Source organism: Agrococcus sp. DT81.2 (genome assembly GCF_049844935.1).
GTDB lineage: Bacteria > Actinomycetota > Actinomycetes > Actinomycetales > Microbacteriaceae > Agrococcus.
In genome coordinates this window covers 38,378-55,678 of sequence record NZ_JBNCLZ010000002.1, presented here as the reverse complement: position 1 = coordinate 55,678, position 17,301 = coordinate 38,378, and the positions used below count along the sequence as shown (strand labels likewise).

The 17,301-nt window shown below is 71.3% G+C and carries 16 protein-coding genes; 8 read left to right on the top strand and 8 right to left on the bottom strand.

All coding sequences use genetic code 11. The features are described 5' to 3' along the window. Position 1: 1 nt before the first annotated feature. The 3 genes from ACLQ21_RS03520 to ACLQ21_RS03510 all read right to left on the bottom strand — a co-directional run bounded on the left by ACLQ21_RS03520 (position 2) and on the right by ACLQ21_RS03510 (position 2,324). Positions 2 to 196 carry a hypothetical protein gene (locus ACLQ21_RS03520; protein WP_425661528.1) on the bottom strand — a complete coding sequence of 65 codons (195 nt, stop codon included), beginning with the start codon at positions 194 to 196 and terminating at the stop codon, positions 2 to 4. A gap of 160 nt (positions 197 to 356) precedes the next feature. Beyond that, positions 357 to 995 carry an NAD(P)-dependent oxidoreductase gene (locus ACLQ21_RS03515; protein ID WP_425661526.1) on the bottom strand — a complete coding sequence of 213 codons (639 nt, stop codon included), beginning with the start codon at positions 993 to 995 and terminating at the stop codon, positions 357 to 359. 90 nt (positions 996 to 1,085) lie between these two features. Beyond that, the gene (locus ACLQ21_RS03510) at positions 1,086 to 2,324 is read right to left on the bottom strand and encodes a glycosyltransferase (RefSeq protein ID WP_425661524.1); all 1,239 of its coding nucleotides are present in this window, start codon (positions 2,322 to 2,324) and stop codon (positions 1,086 to 1,088) included. A gap of 187 nt (positions 2,325 to 2,511) precedes the next feature. On the opposite strand from ACLQ21_RS03510, the gene ACLQ21_RS03505 reads away from it, so the two are divergent. Next, positions 2,512 to 3,393 (top strand): manganese catalase family protein, encoded by an 882-nt coding sequence (locus ACLQ21_RS03505; protein ID WP_425661522.1) that lies wholly within the window; start codon positions 2,512 to 2,514, stop codon positions 3,391 to 3,393. 45 nt (positions 3,394 to 3,438) lie between these two features. Here the strand turns inward: ACLQ21_RS03505 and ACLQ21_RS03500 are convergent, their stop codons facing one another. Further along, complete coding sequence (locus ACLQ21_RS03500) at positions 3,439 to 4,818, bottom strand: DUF6421 family protein (protein ID WP_425661520.1); 1,380 nt, start codon at positions 4,816 to 4,818, stop codon at positions 3,439 to 3,441. Between the two features lie 226 nt (positions 4,819 to 5,044). On the opposite strand from ACLQ21_RS03500, the gene ACLQ21_RS03495 reads away from it, so the two are divergent. After that, entirely contained in the window at positions 5,045 to 5,521 is a 477-nt protein-coding gene (locus ACLQ21_RS03495; protein WP_425661518.1) for a hypothetical protein, read from the top strand. A 19-nt stretch (positions 5,522 to 5,540) separates the two neighbouring features. Here ACLQ21_RS03495 and ACLQ21_RS03490 read toward each other — a convergent pair whose 3' ends face one another. Beyond that, the gene (locus ACLQ21_RS03490) at positions 5,541 to 5,915 is read right to left on the bottom strand and encodes a hypothetical protein (protein WP_425661516.1); all 375 of its coding nucleotides are present in this window, start codon (positions 5,913 to 5,915) and stop codon (positions 5,541 to 5,543) included. Beyond that, on the bottom strand, positions 5,915 to 6,727 hold the full coding sequence (locus ACLQ21_RS03485; protein WP_425661515.1) for an exodeoxyribonuclease III: 813 nt from the start codon (positions 6,725 to 6,727) through the stop codon (positions 5,915 to 5,917). The genes ACLQ21_RS03490 and ACLQ21_RS03485 overlap by 1 nt, the downstream gene beginning before the upstream one ends. Before the next feature lie 112 nt (positions 6,728 to 6,839). Here ACLQ21_RS03485 and ACLQ21_RS03480 point away from each other — a divergent pair, with 112 nt between their 5' ends. From ACLQ21_RS03480 to ACLQ21_RS03470, 3 genes are all read left to right on the top strand, one after another. Beyond that, positions 6,840 to 7,454 carry a hypothetical protein gene (locus tag ACLQ21_RS03480; protein WP_425661513.1) on the top strand — a complete coding sequence of 205 codons (615 nt, stop codon included), beginning with the start codon at positions 6,840 to 6,842 and terminating at the stop codon, positions 7,452 to 7,454. Positions 7,455 to 7,564: 110 nt separating this feature from the next. Then, positions 7,565 to 8,116, top strand: a complete 552-nt coding sequence (gene pyrE, locus ACLQ21_RS03475; RefSeq protein ID WP_425661511.1) for an orotate phosphoribosyltransferase — start codon at positions 7,565 to 7,567, stop codon at positions 8,114 to 8,116. Between the two features lie 190 nt (positions 8,117 to 8,306). After that, positions 8,307 to 9,233: an AEC family transporter gene (locus tag ACLQ21_RS03470; RefSeq protein WP_425661509.1), complete on the top strand. Its 927-nt coding sequence runs from the start codon at positions 8,307 to 8,309 to the stop codon at positions 9,231 to 9,233. Between the two features lie 10 nt (positions 9,234 to 9,243). Here the strand turns inward: ACLQ21_RS03470 and ACLQ21_RS03465 are convergent, their stop codons facing one another. Further along, positions 9,244 to 9,609, bottom strand: coding sequence for a hypothetical protein (locus tag ACLQ21_RS03465; protein ID WP_425661508.1), 366 nt, complete (start codon positions 9,607 to 9,609; stop codon positions 9,244 to 9,246). Between the two features lie 107 nt (positions 9,610 to 9,716). Here ACLQ21_RS03465 and ACLQ21_RS03460 point away from each other — a divergent pair, with 107 nt between their 5' ends. Then, a complete protein-coding gene (locus ACLQ21_RS03460) occupies positions 9,717 to 10,865 on the top strand; it encodes a flavin-containing monooxygenase (protein WP_425661506.1) in 1,149 nt (382 codons plus the stop codon). 187 nt (positions 10,866 to 11,052) lie between these two features. Further along, positions 11,053 to 11,652, top strand: a complete 600-nt coding sequence (locus ACLQ21_RS03455; RefSeq protein ID WP_425661504.1) for a hypothetical protein — start codon at positions 11,053 to 11,055, stop codon at positions 11,650 to 11,652. A 74-nt stretch (positions 11,653 to 11,726) separates the two neighbouring features. Here ACLQ21_RS03455 and ACLQ21_RS03450 read toward each other — a convergent pair whose 3' ends face one another. Then, a complete protein-coding gene (locus tag ACLQ21_RS03450; RefSeq protein ID WP_425661503.1) occupies positions 11,727 to 12,545 on the bottom strand; it encodes an HAD-IIA family hydrolase in 819 nt (272 codons plus the stop codon). Between the two features lie 1,292 nt (positions 12,546 to 13,837). On the opposite strand from ACLQ21_RS03450, the gene ACLQ21_RS03445 reads away from it, so the two are divergent. Further along, positions 13,838 to 17,269 (top strand): SpaH/EbpB family LPXTG-anchored major pilin, encoded by a 3,432-nt coding sequence (locus ACLQ21_RS03445; RefSeq protein ID WP_425661501.1) that lies wholly within the window; start codon positions 13,838 to 13,840, stop codon positions 17,267 to 17,269. The last annotated feature ends 32 nt before the right edge of the window (positions 17,270 to 17,301 follow it).

The following is a 17,301-nucleotide window of genomic DNA, read 5'->3' as shown; positions in this document are numbered from 1 at the left end:
GTCAGCCGTGCGGCCTCGACTGGCCCGCACGGGCGTCCCGCACGAGCTCGCGCACCTCGGTGTCGCTCGGCGTCGCGCCGCCCGCGTTCAGCTGGTCGAGCACGGCCGCGACCGCCTCGTCCTCACTGCCCTCCATCGGGATCGTGAGCCCGCGCTTGAGCAGCTCGCCGTAGTCCGGGGTCCAGTCGATGTTCATGCCAGCACTGTCGCAGATGAGTCCCGAGGGCGACAGGGCCGGATGCCCGGCGCGCGCTGCGAGGACGCGCCGGGGCAGGCGGGCACGGCTTCCGGTGCCGATCTGCCGATCGCCGCGAGCGGCACCAGCAGACCGGTGCCGGAAGACCGGCCGCCGGGGATCAGTAGGCGAACGAGACGTGCTTGCGCACGTGCGCGTCGGCCTCGATCTCGTCGACCACGGCGAGGGCGAAGTCGGGGCCGGAGATGACCGAGTTGCCGTCGGCGTCGAAGAACGCCTCCTCGCCGCCCGTGCGGTACTCGCCGCGGCGGGTCTGGTCGGGCACGAAGCTGCCGAACGTGCCGGCCGGGCTCACGTAGGTCCAGTCGACGTCGGTCGCGCTGACCCGCTCGTACGCGGCGAAGAGCTCCTGCGCCTCGGGCTTGTACTCGGGTGCGAAGGCCTCGGTCTCGACGATGCGCTCGCCTGCCTCGTTCTTCAGCGAACCGAAGCCGCCGACGATGATGAAGCGCGTCGGGGTGCCCGCGAGCCGCGCCGCGATGTCGGCGTACGCATCCGCCACCTCGCCCTCCATGTCGCCGCGCGGCGACAGGGCGCCCACGACCACCTCGGCGCCGTCGAGCGCCTGCGAGAGCACATCGCCGTCGAGCACCGAGCCCTGGATCACGCGCGCACCGGCGGGCGGATCCTGCGGGGTCGACCGCGAGAGCAGCGTGACCTCGTGGCCGCGGCTGGCCGCCTCCGCTGCGATGTGGCTGCCGGCGAATCCTGTCGCGCCCAGAACCGTGATCTTCGTCATGTGGAACCCTCCTCGAAGTCTTCGACGCTCAACGAGCAGTCTCCGAGGCCAACCGGGACCGGCGCCGCCGCATTCCGGCGGATGCGCCGGTCAGTCCTGGGCGTGCTGGCGCAGCCGCTGCTCGACCAGCGTGGCGGCGAGGGCGGGGCCGCCCGCCGCGGCGAGGCCCGCGGCGACCGCCTCAACGCCCGCGCGCATTCCTTGGGCCTGCGCCACCGCATCCCGCAGCCGCTGCGGTGACAGCGCGCTCCGCGCGACCCGCACGCCTGCACCGGCGTGCTCCACCCGCGCGGCGACCTCGAACTGGTCGCGGCCCCAGGGCACCGTGACGACGGGCACGCCGCGCGCGAGCGCCTTCTGCGTGACGCCCATGCCGCCGTGCGTGATCGCGCACACGGCGCGGTCGAGCACCGGTCGGTGCGGCAGGAACTCGACGAGCCGCCCGTTGGCCGGCACGCGGATGCCCGGCTGGATGCCCGCCGGCATCGTGGCGATCACGGTGACCGGCTCGTCGGCGAGCGCCTCGAAGGCGGTGCAGACGATCGCGCTGTCGCGCTGGAACTCGCTCGACGTGGTGACGAGCACGATCGGGCCGTCGATCTCGTCGAACCAGGTGGGCATCGGAGTGGGCGGCTCCCACGAGGTGTCACCGACGAGCTGCAGGTCGGGCGCCCAGTCGTCGTGGCGGTACTCGAGCGGCTCCGCGGTCGCCACGAGCGTCACGTCAGGGCGACGGAACAGCTCGTCGGCCGAGGCGAGCGGCGGCAGGCCGGCGAGTCTCGCCCGCAGGTCGTTGCGTCGCCGCACCATCAGGCGCTCCGCCGGGTCGAGCACCAGGCGACGCACCGTGGCGTCCCGCAGGCGGCCACGGCTGCTCGGATCCGGGCGGAAGCCCGGCCCGGGCGGCGGCAGCCCCGACGAGCGCACGAACGGCGAGTACGGCGACATCGCGACCCACGGCAGGCCGGATGCCTCCGCCGCGACTGCCCCGCCCCACGCGTTGATGTCGGTGATCACGAGGTCGGGGTCGACCGCATCGATGAGCGACTGCAGGTCGGGCGCGCCGAGCTCCGCACGGCGCGCGAGCGTGTCGACCATGCTCAGCAGCCCCTCGCGCAGCGGACGGGAGCGCCAGTCGTCGAGTTCGACGCGCTCCAGCCGCGGGTCGATCGCGTCGACCTCGAAGCCGAGCTCGCGCATCCTCGGCACCTCGCGCTTGAGCGTGCGGAAGTGGATGCGGTGGCCGCGCGCCTGCAGCTCGAGCAGCACGCCGACGAAGGGGTACAGGTGCCCGACGGACGGACTCATGTATGCCGCGATCGTCGCCATGGAGCCTCCTCCGGGTCAGCGTAGGCCAGGCCGCGGACATGCTCCAGGGATGTCACCCGATTCTGTACCCCAGATTCACAGGAACGGGCTTGCGGCGATTCCGTTGACGTACCCCGAATGACGTCCGTAGCGTCCCCCGCACGGCCCGCGGGCGTCCGGCCCACGGGGGAGACCGGAGGGATCGCCCATGTTCTTTCACAAGCAGGAGCTGCAGCACAAAGCCACACCCGACAAGCCCGATGCCGTCTACGCGCGCAAGCTCCAGGAGGTGCTCGGCGGCCAGTACGGCGAGATCAGCGTCGCCATGCAGTACTCGTTCCAGGCCTGGAACATGCACATGCCTGGCAAGTACCGCGACCTCGTCTTCGGCATCGCCGCCGAGGAGATGGGGCACGTCGAGATGCTCGCCGTGATGATCGCGCAGCTGCTCGAGAAGGCGCCGCTCGGCATCACGGATGAAGCGGTGCAGGCGGACCCGACCGTCGCCGCCGTCGTCGGCGGCACCGACATCCAGCACGGCATCGTCGCCGGCGCCGGAGCCCGTCCGGTCGACTCCATGGGCAACCCGTGGCAGGGCAGCTTCATCACCGCGAGCGGCAACCTGCTCGCCGACTTCACGTCGAACGCGAACGCCGAGATGCAGGGCCGGCTCCAGGTCGCCCGGCTCTACCACATGACCGACGACCACGGCGTGCGCGATCTGCTGCAGTTCCTGCTCGCGCGCGACACCATGCACCAGAACCAGTGGATGGCGGCGGCGGCCGAGCTGCGCGAGGAGGGCATCGAGGACTTCCCGGTGCCCAGCAACTTCCCGCAGCGCAAGGAGGACACCGAGGTGTCGTACCAGTACATCAACTTCAGCGACGGCGAGGCGGCCGGCGAGGGCCGCTGGGCGAGCGGGCCGACGCCGGACGGGAAGGGCGAGTTCTCGTACCGTGCCGAGCCGGAGCCCGGAGTGCCGATGCCGCCGGCGACGCAACCCGACGCGCGCTGGTACGGCACGACGCCGAAGCCGAACCTGATGGAGAAGATCGCCGGGGAGGTGCAGGACAAGCTGCACATGGAGTGACGCCCGGTCCGTGGGGCGCCCGACCGCGGGCGCCCCGCGCCGGGGTCAGCCGGTGATGCCCTTCGTCGAGGCGATGACGTCGCGCATCTTCTTCTCGAAGGCCTCGTAGAACATCGACAGCGGGAACTCGTCGTCCATCACCAGGTCGGTCAGCTGTCGGGGCGTGCCCTCGAGCGGCAGCGCGCCGGCCTTCCACGCGGATGCCGGGTGCGGCTCGACCACCGACGACACGAGCTCGTACGCGGCGAGCCAGTGCGCCACCTTCGGCCGGTCGATCGACTTCCAGTACAGCAGCTCGATCGCCTCGCCGAGCTTGTTGACGACGTCGGGCACCTCGTCCCAGTCGAAGGCGAGCTGCGTGTCGGTCCAGTGCAGCACGCGGTGCTGGTGCAGCCACGCGAACAGCAGCTGGCCGCCGAGCCCGTCGTAGTTGCGGGTGCGCGAGCCGGTGATGGCGAAGCGGAAGATGCGATCGAAGATCACCGCGTACTGCACGAGCTTCGCGTGCTTCGCCAGGTCGCGCTCGGCATCCGTCGCCGCGCCCTCACCGGTCGACGGCTTCGCGAGGATCCGCCGCTCGATGGCGACCGACTCGCGGAAGGCGGTCAGGTCGCAGCGCAGCTCCTCGAGCGAGTACAGGAAGAACGGCATGCGCTGCTTGATCATGAACGGGTCGAACGGCAGGTCGCCGCGCATGTGGGTGCGGTCGTGGATGAGGTCCCACATCACGAAGGTGCGCTCAGCGAGAGCCTGGTCGGCGACCATCTCGGCCGCGTCGGCCGGCAGGTCGAGCTTCGTGACCCCGCACGCGGCCTCGACGACGCGGCGGAAGCGCGCCGCCTCGCGGTCCTGGAAGATCGCACCCCACGTGAACTTCGGGATCTCGCGCATCGCGACGGTCTCGGGGAAGAGCACCGCCGAGTTGGTGTCGTAGCCGGCGGTGAAGTCGATGAAGCGCAGGGGCACGAAGAGCGCGTTCGAGTAGTCGCCCGCCTCGAGGTCGGCGATGAACTCGGGCCAGATGACCTCGACGAGCACGGCCTCGACCCTGCGGTCGGGCGAGCCGTTCTGCGTGTACATCGGGAAGACGACGAGGTGCTGCAGGCCATCGACGCGGTGCTGCTGCGGCTGGAACTCGGCGAGCGCGTCGAAGAAGTCGGGCTCGCCGAAGCCTTCGGCGGCCCAGCGCTCGAAGTCGAGCACTGCCTGCGCGAGGTAGGCGGCGTCGTGGGGGAACTCGGGTGCGATCTCGCGGATGCCCTGCGTCAGCTCGGCGACGTGGCCGCGACCCGCGTCGTGGTGGGCGGCGTCCTCGATCGAGCCGTTCTTCGACTGGAGCGGCTGCAGCGCGGTGGCGGCGGCCTTGATGCGGAGCCAGGCGGGGTGCTGGCGGAGGTCGGCGGCGGTGGCCTGGGTCATCGTCATGGAAGCCTCCTGGGCGGGATCGGGGGCGGGGGATCGAGCGGCGGCGGACGTCGTCGCCCTCGATCGGTGCGTGAATCCAGCGTATGGAGGGCGCGGCGCACGTATCTTGCACGGCGCCCCGCCTTTCCTGCCCGTTTCCGGCGTCGCGCGCGGACCGGCCGCCGGCCGCAACGCAGTTGCGCCGGAACCATGGCGCGATTCCGTAACAGTGTCATAGTGTCGCTCCATGAGGGACGGCACACAGGAGGCCCTGCGGAGCGGCGGTCGGGCGGCGCTGGGGAGCATCGGCCCGATCGCCGCGACGCTGGGAGTGCACTTCGTGGTCGCCGCGACGCTGACGTGGGTGGTCGCGCCCGTCGTCGCCGAGACCTACGTGTGGCGGCCCTTCTCGATCCTCGACCTCCGCGCGCTGATCGGCTCGTGGGGTGAGCTCGCGGGGTCGACGGCGATGGCATGGGCGCTCCTCGCGGTCACGGGTGCCGCAGTGCTGCGGCCGCGCTCGGGAGCGTGGCTGGTGGGCTCCGCGGCGATCGTCGCGGTCCTCACATCGGCGTTCGCGCTCGTCATCGCCCTCACCGCCGCCGACGGCGCCTCTGCGACCACGGGCGGTGCCGCGCTCGCCGCGCTCCTCCTGGTGCCGGCCTCCGCCACGGCGACGCTCGTCTCCCGCCTCCTCCGGCGCCGGGCAGCGGCGCTGGCCTGACGCATCCGACCCGCGTCGGTCAGAGGAGCGCGGTCGCGGCGAAGAAGCCGATCCAGCTGGCGAGCGTTGCGAGCGCCGGCGGCACGATCGCCCAGCGCTGCCGGGTCGCGGCCGCCGCGGCGCCGATGCCGTTGCCCACGATCGTCGCGCCGAGCAGCGTGATCCAGAAGACGAGTCGCGCCGGGCCGACGTCGGTGCCGGCTGCCTCCGCCGCCTGCACGAGCCCACCGTCGCCGATGGGCGCCAGCAGCAGCACGCCGAGCAGGTTGGCGAAGATCAGCACCCACGCGGCCAGCCGCCAGCGGTCGGCCGCCGTCCACACGCGCTGGGGCTCGAGGTCCTCCCAGTCCTCCGGCGCCGTGTCATCCGGCCCCGGGCCGCCCGCATCCGTCATCAGAAGATCATCGGCCGGTCGTCGTCGAGCTCGGTCTCGAGGTCGAGGTCGACGACCACGGGCACGTGGTCTGAGGGGGCGTCGCCCTGCCGCTGGTCGCGGTCGATCGACGCGCGGGTCACGAGCTCGGCGAGCTCGGGCGTGCCGAGCACGAAGTCGATGCGCATGCCCTGGTTCCGGTTCCAGCGGCCCGCCTTGTAGTCCCAGTAGGTGTAGCCGGGAGCCCGGTCGCGCACGACGTCGACGAGCCCTGCCCGCAGGAGCGCCTCGAACGCCTCGCGCTCGGGCTTCGACACGTGCGTCGCGCCGTCGAAGGCGGCGATGTCCCAGACGTCGGTGTCGAGCGGCGCGATGTTGAAGTCGCCCATGAGTGCGAGCGGCCGCCCGCCCCATCCGCCCAGGTGATCGGTGAGCACGCGCAGCCACTCGAGCTTGTAGCCGTAGTGCGCGTGCGTCAGCTCGCGGCCGTTGGGCACGTAGAGGCTCCACAGCCGCACGCCCTCGACGGTCGCGGCCATGGCCCGCGCCTCGACGACGGGGTCGCCGGTGTTCGCGTAGCCCGGCTGCCCGACGAAGTCTCGCTCCACCTCGCTCATGGGCAGGCGCGACGCGATCGCGACGCCGTTCCACTGGCTGAAGCCGTGCGCCTGCACCTCATATCCCGCGGCCTCGAAGGCCTCATACGGGAACTGCTCGGTCTTGCACTTGATCTCCTGCATGGCGAGCACGTCGACGTCGCTGCGCTCGAGCCAGTCGACGATGCGGGCCGTGCGGGCGCGCACGGAGTTGACGTTCCAGGTGGCGATGCGCATGCATCGAGCCTACGGGCGGGGCGGATGCGTCGACACGGCGACGCGCGCCCTGCCCCGCGCGTCGTGAGGCAGCCTCAATCGCCGGGCACGTGGGACAGGGCACTATGGAGCGATGGGCAACGCTCGCGACCGCTACCTGCAGGCTCTCGACCTCTTCTGCGCCGAGGCTCGAGCCGGTGCCGACCGGCTCGGCCTGCAATCCGCGTGCGCCGAGTGGTCGATCGCCGACGTCATCCGCCACGTCACGGGCGTGCAGGCCGAGTACGGCGGCAGTGCGCTGCTCGGGCGGGCCGAGGGCGACGGCGCCCTCACCGCCGAGCACAGCGCGGTGATGGCGCCCGGCACCGACTTCGAGGCCGTCGAGCGCTGGGAGGCGCTCGCGTCGCGGCTGCGCTCCGCTGCGCATGACGCCGGTGAGGACGCGTTCCAGGGCCTGCCGCTCGCGACGCTCGACATGGCGCTCCACGCGTGGGACGTGCGCTGGGGCTCTGCCCGGGTCGGGCTGGCCGCGAACCTCGAGTTCCCCGCGGACCTCCTTCAGTGGATGGAGGACTACCGCGACCGAGCCGACGAGGCGTCGATCCGCAAGTCCACCGTCTTCGGCGCTGCCGTCGAGCCGCCCGCCGACGCCACCCGGTCCGAGCGCTTCGCCGCCTGGACGGGCCGCGAGACCCGCACCGGCCTCGCCCGGCGCGCCGACAGCATCCCCTCGCCCGCCGACGCCTGACCGGCTGGATCCTCAACGTCGCGGGTGGTCGGACGAGCGCCCATGCGGGGCGCGCGACCACTGGCGACGTTGAGGAGGAGGGGAGTGCGCGGCGAAGTAGCCTGGAGGACGTGACCGCGCGCGACCAGCTCATCCAGCTCATCCGAGACGAAGCCGTCTTCCACGGCGACTTCGTGCTCACCAGCGGCAAGCGAGCCAGCTACTACATCGACCTGCGCAAGCTGTCGCTCGACCACCGCGCCGCGCCGCTCATCGGCGACGTGCTGCTCGACCTCATCGCCGACATCCCGGACGTCGCGGCCGTCGGCGGCCTCACGATGGGCGCGGATCCGCTCGCGACGTCGGTGCTGCACCGCGGACTCGCGCGCGGCCTCGAGGTGGATGCGTTCGTCGTGCGCAAGGAGCCGAAGGATCACGGCCGCGGCCGGCAGATCGAGGGGCCCGAGCTGAACGGCAAGCGCGTGGTCGTGCTCGAGGACACCTCGACGACCGGGGGCAGCCCCATCAAGGCGATCGAGGCGCTGCGCAAGGTCGGGGCCGAGGTCGTGGCGGTCGCGGTGATCGTCGACCGCGCGACCGGCGCGCAGGCGGCCATCGAGGCAGCCGGCGTGGAGTACCGCGCGGCCATCACACTCGACGACCTGGGCCTCGAAGCGCAGTAGCCCGCGCGACGGCGGAGACCGCCGAACGGGACCCCGTCCACCGAACGGGACCCGGTGCACCGGGTGCCCGGCGGGGGGCCGGGGGGCCCCGCCGCCCCGCGGTGGGCCCGGCGCCGGGGCGGGAGGTCCTGCAGGGGCTGCGGGGGATGTCAGACTTGTCCCGACCGAGAGACCGAGCGCGGGAGGTGCCATGGGCGGAGTGCTCATCGGCTTCGCCATCATCGGCTTCGTCATCTTCGTCGGCTGGCTGCTCGCGCGGCTGAGGATCGTCGACCAGGAGGGGCGGCTGGTGCTCAACCGCACCTCCTTCTTCGCCGCGAGCCCCGCCCTGCTGTTCCTCGTGCTGAGCGAGGCGGATGTCGGCCTGCTGTTCTCGAGCGTGCTCGCGGTCGCCCTGCTCGCGTTCGTCGCCGTCGCGCTCATCTACACCGTCGTCGCGCGCGTCTGGCTCACCAAGGACCCGAGCCGCATCGCGCTCGCCGCCACCGCGTCCGGCTACAGCAACGTCAACAACATCGGCCTGCCCGTCGCCATCTACGTCATCGGTGACGCCGGCTTCATCGGGCCGATGCTGCTGCTGCAGCTGCTCGTGCTCGCGCCGCTGCTGCTCGCGACCCTCGACGTACTCACGGCGGGCCGCGCGTCCTTCACCGGCATCATCACGCAGCCGCTGCGCAACCCGATGCTCATCGCCGCCGCGCTCGGCGCGCTCGTGTCGGCGCTCGGCATCGAGCTGCCCGCGCCGGTGCTCGCGCCGCTCGAGATCCTCGGCGGCGCCGCCGTGCCGCTCATGCTGCTCGCGTTCGGCGTCTCGCTCGGCGGCGAGCGCCCGCTGCAGCCGGGCTCGGGGCGCAAGGAGGTCGCGCTCGCGGTGCTGCTGAAGTCGCTCGCGATGCCCGTGATCGCCTACCTGCTCGCTCGCTTCGCGTTCGGGCTCGACGAGCAGCTCACCTATGCGTGCACGGTGATGGCGGCGCTGCCGTCGGCGCAGAACATGTACCAGTACGCGCTGCGCTACGACCGCGCGACCGCCATCACGCGCGACATCGTGCTGCTGACGACCATCGGGTCGCTGCCGGTGATGCTGCTCATCGCCTGGCTGCTCAAGCCCGCCTAACCCGGCCCGCCTAGCCCGGCCACTCCGTGAGCGGCGGCGCCGCGCGGAGGGCGTCCGTCGGCAGGGGCAGCTCCCACCGCTGCGGCTCGCCCGGCCCGACCGCGCCGAAGTCATCGAGCTTCACGTGCACGCGCTCGGGCGTGAGCTCGGTGACCCGCACGCGCACGTCGGCCTCGCCGGCCGACAGCAGGAACGCATCCGTCAGCCACGCGAGGCTGTGCGCGTCGAGCAGCTCCTCGGCCGCGAGCCAGTCGCTCGGCTCGGCGAGCGGGCGGCCGAGCAGGTCCATCGGCTGGAAGCCGTCTCCCGCCTCGCGCACGTAGCCGACGACCTCGCCGTCGGCGCGGCGATGCGGCATCCAGGCGGCGGGGATCATGCCGACGACGATACGACGGATGCGCGACCCGGGTTGCCAAGGGAATCTCCGCGCGCATCCGTCCGTTGCACCAATCGTTGCAATCTGAACGACTGAATGGGGCGGGGATGACGGTGACGAGCGAGCGGATGCCGAGCACGAGCCAGCGCGCAGCGACCGTCGTCGTGATCGGGGCGGGCCAGGCCGGGCTGTCGGCGGGCTTCCACCTGCAGAAGCGCGGCTTCGCGAGCGCGCTCGACGACCCGAGCGGCGAGCGCACCTTCGTGATGCTCGACGCAGACGACGCGCCCGGCGGCGCATGGCAGCACCGGTGGGAGTCGCTGCGGATGGCGACGGTGAACGGCATCTTCGACCTCCCCGGCTTCCCGAAGCCGCCGATCGATGACGAGGAGCCGAGCCGCACCGCCGTGCCGCGGTACTTCGCGGCGTTCGAGCGCGAGATGCGCCTGCCCATCCTGCGGCCGGTCGCGGTGGCCGCGGTGGAGCGAGCGGATGACGATCCCGAGGGCGACCTGCTCGTGTCGACGGACGCGGGCACCTGGCGCACGCGCGCCGTGATCAACGCGACCGGCAGCTGGAACAACCCGGTGCTGCCGCGCTACCCCGGGCAGGATGCCTTCGAGGGCAGGCAGCTGCATACGCGCGACTACGTCTCGGCCGACGAGCTCGCCGGGCTCCGGGTCGGGGTCGTGGGCGGCGGGATCTCGGCCGTGCAGCAGCTCGAGGAGCTGTCGCGCGTCGCGACCACGCGCTGGTACACGCGGCGCGAGCCGGTCTTCCTCGAGGGCGAGTTCGAGCCGGAGGTGACGGGCCGCCAGGTGATCGAGCGCGTCACGGCGGATGCCGAGGCCGGGCGCCCGACCGGCAGCGTCGTCTCGTACACGGGGCTGCTCTGGACGCCGTACGAGCGCGCCGCGAAGGCGCGCGGCGCGCTCGATCGCCGGCCGATGTTCTCGCGGATAGAGCCGCGCGGAGTGCGAGAGGCCGACGGCACCTTCACGTCGCTCGACGCCATCCTGTGGGCGACGGGCTTCAAGGCCGACCTCGCGCACCTCGATCCGCTGGGACTGCGGAACGAGCAGGGCGGCATCACCGTGCGCGGCACGCAGGTCGCCGACGAGCCGCGCGTGCACCTCATCGGCTTCGGACCCAGCCAGTCGACCGTCGGCGGCAACCGCGCTGGCCGCGAGGCGGCGCGGACGATCGACCGGATGCTGTCCGGCAAGGGCGCGCGAGCGCTCGTCGGCACGTCCTAGTCGACGCCGCGACAGCCCGCGGGGTCGCGTCGCTCGTGCGCCGTGAGCGCCCGCGAGCGCTCGCCGGCATCGCGATCGGCGTCGCCGTCGCGGCCCTCGTCGGAGTGCTCTCCTCCGCGCTGCGATACGTGCTCGTCGGGTCCCCTTTCATCCCTTGAGTGCCGAGGTTCCGGCGTAGCGTTGAGGTGTGCGCTGGACGGACCGACTCTTCAAGCGGCCGCCGTTAATCGTCGCCGGCGAGCCGGCCACCGGTTGGCTCGGCCTGCTGACGTCGTGGGCGACCGCCGGCTACGGGGCGGCGTCGGCATCGAGCGCGACCGGCATGCTGCTGTCGGCGGATGCGGGCGCGTGCGGCTCGCTCTCGGCCGACGTGTGCCAGGTGGCCGGGTGGGGCGGCCTGCTCATGGGGGTCGTGCTGCTCGCGGTCGCCTCGCTGCTCGGGCTCGTGGTGGCGCGCGGCTTCGGCCCGCCGATCACCTGGTGGGTGCTGCCGATCATGCTCGGCGCGCTCGCCTTCGCCCCGTTCCGGGCGGCCGCGGGAGCCGACCTGCCGTGGCTGTGGCTGCTGCTCACGGTCGCCGCCGCCATGCTCGCGCTCGTGCTCGCGGCAGCGGCGGTCGGGCGAGGCAAGGCGGCGCTGTACGGCTGGATCCGGCTCGACGGGCTCGACGCGCGCGAGGTGGCCCACCGTCCGATCGATCGCCTGGTTGCGCCCGTCGCCGTCGCGGCGGCCGCCGTCGCCGGCCTCTTCGGCGCCCACGTCATCCGCCTCCTCTCGGAGGCGTGACCGGGTGTTCTCAACCGGGTAGTTGGTCGCGCGAGGGGATAGTGCCCCTTCAGGACCAACTGGCCGGTTGAGAGTCACACGTCGGCGCGCACCTCGTCGAGCTCGGACTCCACCGGAGCCTGTTCGACGAGCTCGTGGACGCCCTGCAGCAGCTCGTCCGGCCGGAAGGGGTAGGTCTCGACGAGCGCCGGGTCGGAGATGCCCGTCATGACGAGCACCGTGTGCAGCCCGGCCTCCATGCCGGCGATGATGTCGGTGTCCATCCGGTCGCCGATCATGCCGGTCGTCTCGCTGTGCGCGCCGATCTTGTTGAGCGCCGAGCGGAACATCATCGGGTTCGGCTTGCCGACGATGTACGGCACGCGCCCCGTCGCGGTGGTGATGAGCGCGTTGATCGCGCCCGTCGCCGGCAGCAGGCCGTCGGCGCTCGGCCCGGTCGCGTCGGGGTTCGTGGAGATGAAGCGGGCGCCGCCAGAGATGAGCCGGATCGCCTTCGTGATCGCCTCGAACGAGTACGAACGGGTCTCGCCGATCACGACGTAGTCGGGCTTTGACTCCGTCATCGTGAAGCCGATGTCGTGCAGCGCGGTGATGAGCCCCGCCTCGCCGATGACGAAGGCCGAGCCGCCCGGCATCTGGTCGTGCAGGAAGTCAGCCGTGGCGAGGGCGCTCGTCCACAGCCGCTCCTCGGGGACGACCAGGCCGGATGCGCGCAGCCTCGCCGAGAGATCGCGCGGCGTGAAGATGGAGTTGTTCGTCAGCACGAGGAATTCGACGCCGCGATCCTGCCACTGCTCCAGCAGCTCCTTGGCTCCCGGCAGCGGGCGCTCCTCGCGCACGAGCACGCCGTCCATGTCGGTCAGCCAGCATTCGATGTCTGCTCTGGTGCGCATGGCTTCAGGCTACGCGCGCACATGCCGCGGCATGTGACGGCAATGTGAACAGTGTGTTTACTTCGTTTTTGAATGACCTTGACCGGACCCTGAGGGTCGCTCAAGCGAACTTGAGGATTCCTTGTGCGCTCCAGGCAAGTTTGCTGAGATCCCCTCAATAGCGTCGGAGGTTCTGGCCGGGTCATCGACGTCCCGGCGGAATCCACCCCTCAAGGACCTCCTCCATGCGCTTCCGCCCGCTCGCAGCACGACGATCGGCGCGATCCGTCGTCGTTGCCGTCGTGCTCGCGGTCGCCGGGGGAGTGCTCGTCCCGCTGTCGCCGCTCGCTGGCATGACATCTGCGGCCGCGGCCGTCATTGAGCCGCTCGAGACCGCGGAACCGACAGTCGCAGGGGTGGAGCCCGCTCCCGCCGCATCCGCTGCTCCGGTCGAAACGGTCGAACCCGTGCCGAGCGCTGAACCAGCACCCTCGGCCGTCCCGACGCCCACGGCACTACCCGCGCCGGCTGTCGTGGGCGCGCAGACCGCCGCGCCGGTTCAAGCGACACCTCTCGCGCGGCAGACGGTTTCGAGCAGCACGTCCGCGATCGCCGCTGGCGCGCCGCGCAGCCAGCCCCAGGACGACAAGCTGCGTCCCTCGATCCACTGGGCGGTAGAGGACGAGCAGGGCAATCTCGTCGCGGGAGCGACGTTCGAGGTCGAGGGTCTGCAGGGCGCTACCGCTCCGTACCCGATCGTTAGTGACTGCAGTGCGACGGGATGCGGCGACCTCGACCCCGATGGCGGCGAGTTCCAGATTCGCGCACCGGGCAATGGGACTCGCAGCTACATCGTCACGCCGCGCACAGCGCCCACGGGCTACCAGTTCGTCAGCCAGCTGCCCGTTTCAACGAGGGGATTCAAGGACGAGGACGTTGTTGGGCTCGCCAGTTTCCGCGTGCGCAAGGTCGCGCCGGAGGTGCGGGAACCGCTGCTGTGCACTTCGGGCACGTTCTACTCGCTCCTCGCTGATGGCACCGTCCGGCAAGTAAGTGGGCGTGGACCCGGGGCGACAGTGAGCATGTTCGGCCGATGGCCCGAGTCGCCGCGAGGCGTCGACGCGCTTGGTATCGCTCACGACGGACGCGCCATGTACGCACTCGAGGGCGGCAGCACGACGGAACCTCGCATCCTGCGATACACGCAGACCGACGGTTGGGAGAGCATCGCCTCGTACGCGTCACAGGAACTCGGCGCGGTAGTCGCCGGAGCCGTCAATCCCCTGGACGGGCGCTACTACTTCGGGGGCTTCATGACCGTCGGCGCAACGCAGCAGTTCCGCCTGCACCGGTTCGACGCGACGACCAGGGCATCGTCGTTCGTCGGCAGGGTCGACACCCCGATGGATGCAGGCAGCGGCGATATCGCGTTCGACCGTGCGGGCAATCTGAGCGTGGTGCAGAGCCAGGGTGATCGCGTGAGCGCGTTCACCGTGCCCGCCGCGGCGCTCACAGGTACGCCTGGTGCCGCCCTCGCGCGCAGCCCGTTCGTTTCGGGGCAGCTGCAGGGCGTGCTCGGAATGAGTGGAGTCGCCTTCGACGCAGATGGCAGCGTCGTCCTTGGCACCTCGACGGGAGCTTCGCGCTTCGACCCAAGCACCTGGGCCGCCGAGGGCGTAGTCACGAACGCGCTCCGAGTGGGGAGCGCCGACAGTGTGGATCTTGCGAGCTGCCTCACACCGCCCACTCTGACGGTCCGGGCCGTCGTGGCCGGCCGCGTCGCTCCGGCGGACGAGTTCCGCGTTCAGCTCCGCGCCGGCACGTTCGCGCTCGCATCGACCACGACGGCGGCTACGCCCGCTTCGATCGGCCCGTTGCCGGTGCGTGCGACCCGCGAGTTCGCCATCGAGCGCACGGCGCTCGGCGGCAACGCCGCCGACTACGCGACCACCATCGCATGCACGAGCGGAGAGACGCCCATCCCCGTGACCGCGACCGCGGCGGGCGGATCGTTCACCATGCCAACCGCCGCAGTCGACTGCGTGGTGACGTTGACCCCGCTCGTCACGATCGTCACCGTCCGCAAGATCGTGCTGGACGCCGCAGGCGAAAACCCGCAGCCCGGTCAAGCCTGGAGCGTTGAGGCATACGCGACGAACACCGGCGTGACCTCCACTCCGGCACAGGCCACGCAACCGACTGGCGCCGACGGCGCGGCGCGATGGACGTTGCGGCACGACAGCGGCAGTGTCACGGCGAACCTGGCGATCTCGGAAGTCCCGCAGCGCACTCACGTATTCGTGAGCGGAGCGTGCGACGTGACGCCCCCTGGCGGCGCTACGACCACGGTGCAGCTGACGACCGCGAGCGACACGACGCTGGAGGGCGTCCAGCCCGGCTCGAAGATCGACTGCCGCTTCATCAACCGCCTGCGCCCCTCGCAGCTGACCCTCGTCAACACGGTGGCATTCGGTGACGCGGCCGGGACCGCATGGCAGCTCACCGCGACCGGTCCGACCGGCAGCCTCGCCGGACCCGCCGGCGCAACCGGCTCGCCCTCAGCGACCGCCGTGGTGACGGCCGACCGGCCGTACTCGCTCGACACCGCCGGCGGCCCCGAGACCTACGCGCAGGCAGGGCCGTGGAATTGCACGGTTGCCGGGACCAGCACCGCGGTCGAGGTAGTGGGCGGCAGAGTGCAAGTGCCGGGGGGTACGCACGTCTCGTGCGAGGTCAAGCACGTCACGAGCCGCCTGACGCTCCTCAAGCACATCGAGGGCGGCGGCGCCCTGCGAGCGAGCATGTTCAACCTCACGGCGACCCCGGTTGCCCCTGTCCACTCAACGCTTTCGGGCACCACCGTCCCCGGCAGCGAGACCGAGGTGACGACCGGAACGGCCGCGAACCGGATCGACATGCGCCCCGGGCAGGTCTACGCGCTCACAGAGACGAGCGCTTACGCCTCCCTCGGCCTCCGGGTCGAGCGGCAGCTTCCGGACGGCAGCTGGCAGCCGGTCTCGAAGCCGGGATCGGTCCAGGTGCCGGCCGGCGAGCACCACGTCTACCGCTTCGTCAACGCACCCGTCCCCGCGCTGACACTCCCGCTCACCGGTGGCGTCGGCGCCGACGCCTACCTCTTCGGCGGCAGCGCCCTCCTGCTGCTCGCCGCACTCCTGCTCATCCGCACCCGGATGCGCCGAACGAAGGCCCTCCTCATGACCAACCCCGACCGGATCACTCCCCAGCGATCTCTTGCATCACTCCAGGAAGGAACCGCCACCATGGCATCCACGAAGAAGAGCATGACGGCGCGAGTCGCCGCAGGCTTCGGCGCAGTCGCGATCGCGACCGTCGCCGTCCTCGGCGGCGCGCTCCCCGCATCCGCCGCGCCCAACATCGACGCTGACACTCCCGGCACGATCTTCGTCCACAAGCTCGAGCAGTCGGTCGCGGTCGGCGCTGTGGGCACAGGCGCCGAGCTCGAGGAGGCGGCGCTCGCCGGTATCGACCCGGTGCCGGGCGTCACCTTCCAGATCCAGCAGGTGACGAGCCTCGATGTCTTCGATAACAGCACCTGGGCGCTCCTGAGTGGCTCGGACGCCCTGACGGCAGCCGACGTCCAGGCGGCCAGCAGCGGCCACGTGCTCGGCGATGCCGTGACCGGCGTTACCGACGCGGACGGCAACGCGACGTTCGCGGACCTCGACCTCGGTGTCTACCTCGTGCAGGAGACCGGCCTGCCGAGCGCAGCTGCAGGCGCTGACCAGGTCGTGATCCCGGCGGAGCCCTTCCTTGTGGTCGTGCCGCAGCCCTTCCAGAACGAGTGGCTCTACGGCGTGCACGTGTACCCGAAGAACACCGTGACGCACGTGGTCAAGCAGGTCGAGGAGTTCGACCAGGTCGGGCTGGGCGACACCCTGACCTGGACCATCACCTCGCCGGTGCCGATGGCCACCCAGGGCACCGAGGTCGACACGTACGCCGTCACGGACGACCTCGACCCTCGCCTGAACCTCGTCGGCACGGCGCCGGTGACCGTCACGGTCGGCTCAACGACGCTCGTCGCCGGCACCGACTACTCGCTCTCGGGACCGACCGGCGCCGCGCGGACGGTTGCCGTCGACTTCAAGCCCTCGGGCATCGCCGCGCTCGTGGCGAACCGAGGCGCGAACGTCGTGGTGACGATCGACACCGCGGTGTCCTCCGTCGGCACGGATGGCATCATCGACAACGACGCGACCGTGACTGTGAACAGGACCGCTGTCGACTCGACGACCGCAACCTCCTACTGGGGCGCGATCGAGATCTTCAAGCACGACGACACCGTCGCGAAGACGTCGCTGCAGGGCGCGGTCTTCGTGGTGCTCGACGCGGACGGCCAGCGGGTGAGCGTCAACATCGACGGCACGATGCGCGATGAGTTCACCACCGACGAGAACGGCATGATCGTCATCCCGGGACTCCGGACGACGGCGACGGGCTCGAACTACACCGTGGTCGAGATCCAGGCGCCGGACGGTTTCCAGCTGCCGGCCGCGCCGCTTGACCGCACCGTCGTCAAGGTCATGCCTGGCACGTCCGACGAGCTCGAGGTCTCCATGGCCAACACGCAGGTGCCCGCCTACGCGCTCCCCATCACCGGTGGCTCGGGCCAGGCCGCGTTCATGATCGGCGGCTTCGGTCTCCTCGCCGGCGCGATGGGCTTCGCCCTCCTGCGTCGCCGCAAGGCCGAGCAGGACGCCTGATCCACACCCCTTGAGCCCCGTGGCGGTCCACC